The sequence below is a fragment of the Sphingomonas sp. CCH5-D11 genome (assembly GCF_001557395.1).
In the GTDB taxonomy this organism is placed as follows: Bacteria; Pseudomonadota; Alphaproteobacteria; order Sphingomonadales; family Sphingomonadaceae; genus Sphingomonas.
In genome coordinates, this window is the sequence record NZ_LSKH01000269.1 from 1 (window position 1) to 7,022 (window position 7,022).

General features: G+C 67.2%; 6 protein-coding genes. 2 read left to right on the top strand and 4 right to left on the bottom strand.

Annotation, left to right across the window (positions count from 1 at the left end; all coding sequences use genetic code 11):
* The 4 genes from AX702_RS21745 to AX702_RS16545 form a co-directional block, all read right to left on the bottom strand.
* Window positions 1-196: PepSY domain-containing protein (locus tag AX702_RS21745; RefSeq protein ID WP_197420653.1), on the bottom strand; the 196-nt coding region annotated here is incomplete at its 3' end.
* Between the two features lie 41 nt (window positions 197-237).
* On the bottom strand, window positions 238-2,445 hold the full coding sequence (locus AX702_RS16535) for a TonB-dependent receptor (RefSeq protein ID WP_066781374.1): 2,208 nt from the start codon (window positions 2,443-2,445) through the stop codon (window positions 238-240).
* A 307-nt stretch (window positions 2,446-2,752) separates the two neighbouring features.
* Window positions 2,753-3,208 (bottom strand): DUF2946 family protein, encoded by a 456-nt coding sequence (locus AX702_RS16540; RefSeq protein ID WP_066781368.1) that lies wholly within the window; start codon window positions 3,206-3,208, stop codon window positions 2,753-2,755.
* 121 nt (window positions 3,209-3,329) lie between these two features.
* On the bottom strand, window positions 3,330-4,055 hold the full coding sequence (locus AX702_RS16545; RefSeq protein WP_066781369.1) for a haloacid dehalogenase type II: 726 nt from the start codon (window positions 4,053-4,055) through the stop codon (window positions 3,330-3,332).
* A 107-nt stretch (window positions 4,056-4,162) separates the two neighbouring features.
* On the opposite strand from AX702_RS16545, the gene purT reads away from it, so the two are divergent.
* Both purT and AX702_RS16555 read left to right on the top strand, forming a co-directional pair.
* Window positions 4,163-5,335 carry a formate-dependent phosphoribosylglycinamide formyltransferase gene (purT, locus tag AX702_RS16550; protein WP_066781370.1) on the top strand — a complete coding sequence of 391 codons (1,173 nt, stop codon included), beginning with the start codon at window positions 4,163-4,165 and terminating at the stop codon, window positions 5,333-5,335.
* A gap of 35 nt (window positions 5,336-5,370) precedes the next feature.
* The gene (locus tag AX702_RS16555; protein WP_066781372.1) at window positions 5,371-6,954 is read left to right on the top strand and encodes an amidohydrolase; all 1,584 of its coding nucleotides are present in this window, start codon (window positions 5,371-5,373) and stop codon (window positions 6,952-6,954) included.
* Window positions 6,955-7,022 lie beyond the last annotated feature (68 nt).

Below are 7,022 nucleotides of genomic sequence, written 5' to 3' on the forward strand. Positions count from 1 at the left end.
CCAACACCCCGCCGCGCAAAGCACGCGACCCCGCCCCCACCACCGGGTGAAGCGCCGCATCGATCGCGGTGTAGAACACCAGCGCTGAGCCGGTCGCGCCGATCACCGCGAACAGCAGCCCCAGCGTCAGCCCCAGCCACAGATGCACCCGCCGCACCGCCAGCCGCATACGTGATCCCGCCGGGCGTGGCGCCACGTCCGGCGCCTCCGCCCCGGAAAGAAGCGTTGCCCCCGCCCTCAAAACCGCGCCGCCAGCGACAGCTCGAACGATCGCGGCGCGCCGATATAGATGTTGGTCGCCGGATAGCCCGAATATTCGCCGTAAAAGGCATCGGTCAGGTTGCGCCCGCGCACCGTAAGCGTCGCATTCGCCGTGACCGGCATCGAGATGCTGGCGTCCAGCACCTCATGCTCCGCCACGCGGATGCTGTTCGCCGTGTCGGTGTAAAAGGCCCCGGCATGGCGCAGAAACCCGCCCAGCGTCACCTTGCCGGCGATGGTGTAAAGCGCGGACGCGGTCAGCGTCGTTTCCGGCACGTTGATCGGGCGATTGCCGGCGCGGTCGATCCGCACGCCGCCGATCAGCTCCGACAATTCGTCATATTGCGCATCGGTGTAGGAAACCCCGGCCGACAGGCGCAGCGCCTTTACCGGGTTGACCACGGCGGACAGTTCCATGCCTTGCGAGGATTGCCGCCCGCCCTGCACCGTCAGCGACGGGTTGGCCGGATCGCGCGTCAATATGTCGCGCTGCTCGATGCGATAGGCCGCGCCCGTCACGCTGGCGCGCCCGCCCCAGCCGCTCGCCTTGAACCCCGCCTCATACGCCCGACCCTTGGTCAGCCGGAAGCGGCTGTTGGCGACCGAGGCGAGCAGGATCGAGGATACCGGCGACACCGCGGTGGTATATTGCGCATAAAGCGTCAGGCCGGAGGCCGCGTCCCAGCTCGTTCCCGCGCGCCACGATAGCGGGTCGAATGTCGGGCTGTTGCGATCGACGGAGCCCGTCACGTTCTGGATCGTCTCGCGGGTCAACGCGATGTGATCCCAGCGCACGCCCCCCACCAGCAGCCATTTGGGCGTCAGGTTCAGCGCATCCTCGGCGAACACCGATGTCTGGCGCAGCCGGGAGTCGAACGTCACATTGCCGCTGGTGAAGATCGCCGTGCCGGTCGGCAGCGGCACTAATGCCGGATCACGCACGTCCACCGCTGGCAGCACCGATGTTGGCGCCTGTTGGCGCAGGCTGACGAAATCGGTCTGGTTGTGCTCCACGCCGATCGTCAAGCGGTTGCGTATCCCCGCGATCACGCGCTCGTTCGCCGCCGCCCCGCGCACATTCCAGAATTGGTGGTCGTGGCGGAAATCCTGATAGCTTTGCCGAAAGCTGCCGTGGGGAAAGGTCGCGTCCGGCGCGACGAAGCTCTGGCTGTCGGCCAGCAGGAAGGCGCGGTCCGCGGTATAGGCGGTCAGGTCCAGCGCCAGTGACCAGCCGCCGCCCGCCGCCCATTCCAGCCGCGACCGGATCGTCGTCTCGTCCGCGCTCGAATAGGCGCCTTGCGGATTATAGTTGCGCCGCCGCAGCGCGCGATCCGCCACCAGCCCCGCCTCGCTCGTGACCGCATCGCTCGGGTCCAGCGCATATTGGCGGGGGATCAGCGGCAGGCCCTGATAGGTCGCGTCATAGCGATCTTCGAAATGGTCCACCGCGATCAGCAGCGAGACGCGCTCGCTCGGCCGCCACAGCGCGCTCGCCGTCAGCCCGGCGGAAAACGTGTCGTTATTCTCCACGTCATACAGGCTGTCGGATCGCTGGTAGCTCGCGTCCGCGCGCACCGCGAGCGTGTCGGAAACCGGCAGGTTGACCCCGCCCGCCGCCGTCAATGTGTCGAAGCTTCCGATCGACAGCAATGTATCCAGCCGCCGCTCGCGCAACACCGGCTTGCGCGTCACCTTGTTGATCACGCCCGCTAGCGCGCCCTCGCCGTACAGCACGGACGCCGGGCCCTTCAGCACCTCCACCCGGTCGTAATGCCAGTTGTTGCTGTCCCGCTGCACCACCGTGGAGGTGGAGACGCGCACCCCGTCCTGCAGGATCGACACGGTGTTGCCGGCAAAGCCGCGCAGGGAAACGACCGCCGGATTGCCCGGCACGTTGCCCGAAATCGCGCCCACCACCTGGTTGAACGTCTCGCGCGCGGTGCGCAGGCCCTGCACCTGAAGATCGTCCTGCGTCAGCACCTCGACGCTGGCCGGGGTTTCGCGAACGGTCAGCCCCAGCCGGCTCGCCGCCTGCGGCCGCTCCTCCAGCCGCAACGGATCGCGCTGCCCGGTGACGATGATGGCGGGATCGGCCTGCTCCCCCTCCACCGGCGTTGCGGCGAGGGAAACGGCGGGCAGCAGGCATGACGCCGCCGCGCCGGCCAGCAGATGAAAACGGAACATGGATACTACCTCTGACCGGCCCGCCGCGTCAGGCGCCCGCGGGCCGCAGTTCATGGACGCGCCACAAGGCACGCGAACGATGAAAGTCCGATCCAGATCGCGCGAAACACCGCCCCGCGAGCGGCCTTAACCGGCCCGTCGATCACCCCGCACAATCGTCATCCCGGCCTCGCGCCGGGATCCAAGGCTCCGCAATCGCAACGACGCGTGATTGTGCGGCACCCTGAAAGCCAAAACAAATCGGCATGACGAAATGCAAATGCGTCGCGGCGGCCGACCCTCGACCAGCCGAACCAGACTCCAGAAATCAAAGGAAAGCCGGCGGCCCCCGCAACGGCGGCCGCAAGTAAACCGGCCGGACCACCGCCGGCAGGACCACCGCCGCAAAGCCGATGGCCAGCACAAAGGCGATCAGCGCGGCAAGCTGGATCGGATCGACCGCGCCGAGCGCCGCCGCCGACAGCCCGGCAAAGGCGCACGGCATCTCCACCTGGCCATGCCCGCCCGAGCCGTCATGCTTCATCGGCGCGCCGTCGCCCGCCATCGCCATCTGATGCGCGCCGGCCATCTCATGATGCCCGCCCATCTGCTGATGCGCCGCGGCCGGCGCCGGCACCACGCCCGGGCAGACGATCACGGACAGCTGCCCGCCACTGGCATCAATCATGTAACCGGTCGGCACCAGCAGCTTCAGCAGCAGCGCCGCGCCCAGGATCAGCAGGGCAAGATGGCGTTGCGCCAGAAGGTGCCGGATGGCGTCCACGACCCCGCGGTATCGCCAACGAGCCACCCTGTCACTTGGACATTCTGTCACTGGGACATTCTGTCCCTGGGACATTCTGCCACTGGGGCATTCTGTCACCGGAACAATCCGCCCCACCGTGTCAGCAGCCGAGCTGATCCGCCAGTTCGGTCAGGCTCCCTGCCGACCATTCCCAGTCCTGCGCCAGCTTCGCGTCGGGCGCTGGCCGGCCGCCATATTCCATCGGCCGCGCGATGAACGCGGTCTTCAGCCCGCAGCGGCGCGCCGCCGTCAGGTCGCTGTGATGCGCCGCGACGAGGCACAGTTCGTCTGCCGCGAGGCCCAGAACCTCGGCGGTGCCCAGATAGGCGCGCGGATCGGGCTTGTACGCGCGCGTCACTTCCGCCCCCATGATCGCGTCCCAGGGCAGCCCGCCGCACCGCGCCATTTCCAGCATCAGCGCGATATTGCCGTTGGACAGCGTCACGATCGGGAACCGCCGCTTCAGCCGCGTCAGCCCCTCGACCGAATCCGGCCAGGGCTTGAGCCGCCGCCACGCGAAGGTCCAGTCCTGCAGCAGCGCGGGGTCGAGCGTCGCCGGATCGATCCCTTTGTCGCGCAGCGTCTCGTCCAGCATTTCGCGGTGAAGCACGTCCAGGATCGTGAAGTCGCGGCCCGATTTGGCATAGGCCGCCATGCCGCTCAGATACTTTTTGCGCCAATCGTCGGTGAACTGGCCGGCGTCGATGTGCTGCTGGCCGATCTTCGCCAGAAACAGGCCGCTTTCCGCCGATATGCTGCTGCGCCAGTCCACCACCGTTCCGAACACATCGAACGCCAGCACCGTCGGTTTTCGGGTTTCGGTCATGCATCCTCCCGCCGCTTTTCGCCGGGTGCTAGTGCGCGTGCCCCCCGTGGACAAGCCGCGCCATTCCCGCCACTCCTGTCCTTGTTGCGATACAGACGGGTGCGGACATGGCGTTCACGGCAAGGATCCTTTTGCTCGGATCGGGCGAGCTCGGGCGCGAATTCGTGATTTCCGCCAAGAGGTTAGGGTGCTACGTCACCGCCTGTGACAGCTATGACAACGCCCCTGCGATGCAGCTTGCCGACGCGCGCGAGGTCTTCTCGATGCTCGATCCCGACCTGCTGCGCGCCGCCGTCGAAAAGCACCGCCCCGACTTCGTCGTCCCCGAGGTGGAGGCGATCCGCACCGAAGTGCTCGCCGAACTCGAAGCCGCCGGCACCACCATCGTCCCCTCCGCCCGCGCCACGGTGATGACCATGAACCGCGACGGCATCCGCGAGGTCGCGGCGGTCGAGCTTGGCCTGCGCACGTCGCGCTACCGTTATGCCGAAACGCTGGAGCAAGTGCGCGAGGGCGCGGCGCACACCGGCCTTCCTTGCGTGATCAAGCCCGTCATGTCCTCCTCCGGCAAGGGCCAGAGCACGGTGCGTGCCGAGGCCGATCTGGAGCCGGCATGGGATTATGCCGTCGCCAACATGGGCGGCGACCGGGCGCGCGTGATCGTCGAGGAATTCGTTGATTTCGATTACGAAATCACGCTTCTGACGGTGCGAACGCGCGAAGGCGTCCTGTTCTGCCCGCCCATCGGTCACCGGCAGGAACGCGGCGATTATCAGGAAAGCTGGCAGCCCGCCGCCATGTCCGCCGCGGCGATCGCGGCGGCGCAGGACATGGCGCGCAAGGTGGTCGACGATCTGGGCGGCTACGGCCTGTTCGGGGTCGAATTCTTCGTCAAGGATGACGCGGCGATCTTCTCCGAACTGTCGCCGCGCCCGCACGATACCGGCATGGTGACGCTGATCTCGCAGGATCTGACCGAGTTCGACCTTCACGCCCGCGCGATCCTCGGCCTGCCGATCCCGGCGATCACCAGCCATGGCCCGTCCGCCTCCGCGGTGATCCTGGCCGATCGCGCGTCCGATACCGTCGGCTATGAAGGCCTCGCCGATGCGCTGGCGACGCCCGGCGGCACGGTGGACGTGCGGATCTTCGCCAAGCCGACCACTCGGCCTTATCGCCGCATGGGCGTGGCGCTGGCGCTGGCCGAGAGCACGGATGCCGCGCGGCGCGTGGCGGCTGAGGCGGCCGCCAGGGTGCGCCTGCGCTACGACCCGGCCTGACATTCGACTGCTGATTTTCTGGGGGGAGAAGAACGATGCGTCCAAGCCGAATTGTTGCCACTGCGCTGATCGCCGCCATGGTGGCCCCTTCCGCGATCGCCGCGCCTGCTGACGACGCCGCCAAGGCGCGGCTGAAGGCGGACGCCGTCGCCGGGGTCGAGCGTCAGGCGAAGCTGGTGCAGGAGATGGTGGATTCGGTCTACAGCTTCGCCGAGCCGGGCTTTCAGGAATTCCAGACCATGGAATATCTGACCGGCATTCTCGCGAAGAACGGCTTCCGGATCGAAAAGGGCGTCGCCGGCATCCCCACCGCCTGGACGGCGACCTGGGGTAGCGGCGGCCCGCTGATCGCGCTTGGCAGCGACGTGGACGGACTGCTCGGGCTCAGCCAGATCCCCGGCTCCCCGGCACTGAAGCCACAGGTGGAAGGCGCGCCGGGCCATGGCGAGGGCCATAATTCGGGCATGCCGCTGGTGATCGCCGCCGCGATCGCCGCCAAGCAGGTGATGGAGAAGAACCGGATCCCCGGCCGCCTGATGCTGTGGCCCGGCATCGCGGAGGAGCTGCTCGGCTCCAAGGCCTATTATGTTCGCGCGGGCCTGTTCAAGGATGTCGACGCCTGCATCTTCACCCATGTTTCCAGCGACTTCAGCACCGGCTGGGGCGATCTTGGCAACACCGGCATGGTCTCCGTCGAATATACCTTCCACGGCAAGACCGCGCATTCCGCCGGCATGCCATGGGAAGGGCGCAGCGCGCTTGATGCGGTGGAGCTGATGAACGTCGCGTGGAACATGCGACGCGAGCATCTGCCGCTGACCCAGCGGTCGCATTATGTGGTGACCGAAGGGGGCGGCCAGCCCAATATCGTGCCGGACAAGGCCAGCGTCTGGTATTATTTCCGCGACAAGGATTTCGCGAGCGTCCGCACCCTGTTCGACACGGGCAACACCATCGCCAAGGCCGCCGCGATGGGCACCGGCACCACGGTGACGCAGCGCACGCTGGGTTATGCCGCGCCCAATTTCGGCAACAAGCCGCTGGCCGAGGCGGCCTGGGCGAACATCAAGGCGGTCGGCATGCCTGAATGGAGCGCGGGCGACCAGGCCTTCGCCAAATCGGTGCAGCAGGCGAACGGCCGCGAGCTGAAGCCGCTGTCGACCGAGGTCAAGCCGCTCTCCACCCCCGACAATCGCGAAAAGACGATGGGCGGCGGGTCGGACGATATCGGCGACGTGATGTGGACGGTGCCGACGATCACCGTGCGCTACCCTTCCAACATCCCCAGCATGATCGGCCACAACGTGCTGTCCGCCATCGCCATGGCGACGCCGATCGCGCACAAGGGCGCGGTGCAGGGCGCCAAGGCGGTGACGGCCACCGTCATCGACCTGATGACCACCCCGTCACTGGTGACGGAGGCGAAAACCTTCCAGCAGACGGTGCAGTTCAAGGATCAGAAATACGATCCCGTGCTGACCGATGCGGACAAGCCGGCAGTGCATCTCAATGCCGAAGTGATGGAGCGGATGCGCCCCAGGCTGAAGCCGTTTTATTATGATCCGGCAAAGCACCCCAGCTATCTGGAACAGCTCAAGGTCGCCTATCCTTCGTCCTGAGCATGGCCGTCAGCCGCCCGGCGGGTGCCGCCCGGCGGGCGAGGCGTGACGGGGCCGCGATCGGCGGG

Bases quoted from the DNA above. Each gene is read 5' to 3' on its own strand.
- AX702_RS16535 (WP_066781374.1), bottom strand. From the start codon at position 2,445: ATGTTCCGTTTTCATCTGCTGGCCGGCGCGGCGGCGTCATGCCTGCTG.
- AX702_RS16545 (WP_066781369.1), bottom strand. From the start codon at position 4,055: ATGACCGAAACCCGAAAACCGACGGTGCTGGCGTTCGATGTGTTCGGA.
- purT (WP_066781370.1), top strand. From the start codon at position 4,163: ATGGCGTTCACGGCAAGGATCCTTTTGCTCGGATCGGGCGAGCTCGGG.
- AX702_RS16555 (WP_066781372.1), top strand. From the start codon at position 5,371: ATGCGTCCAAGCCGAATTGTTGCCACTGCGCTGATCGCCGCCATGGTG.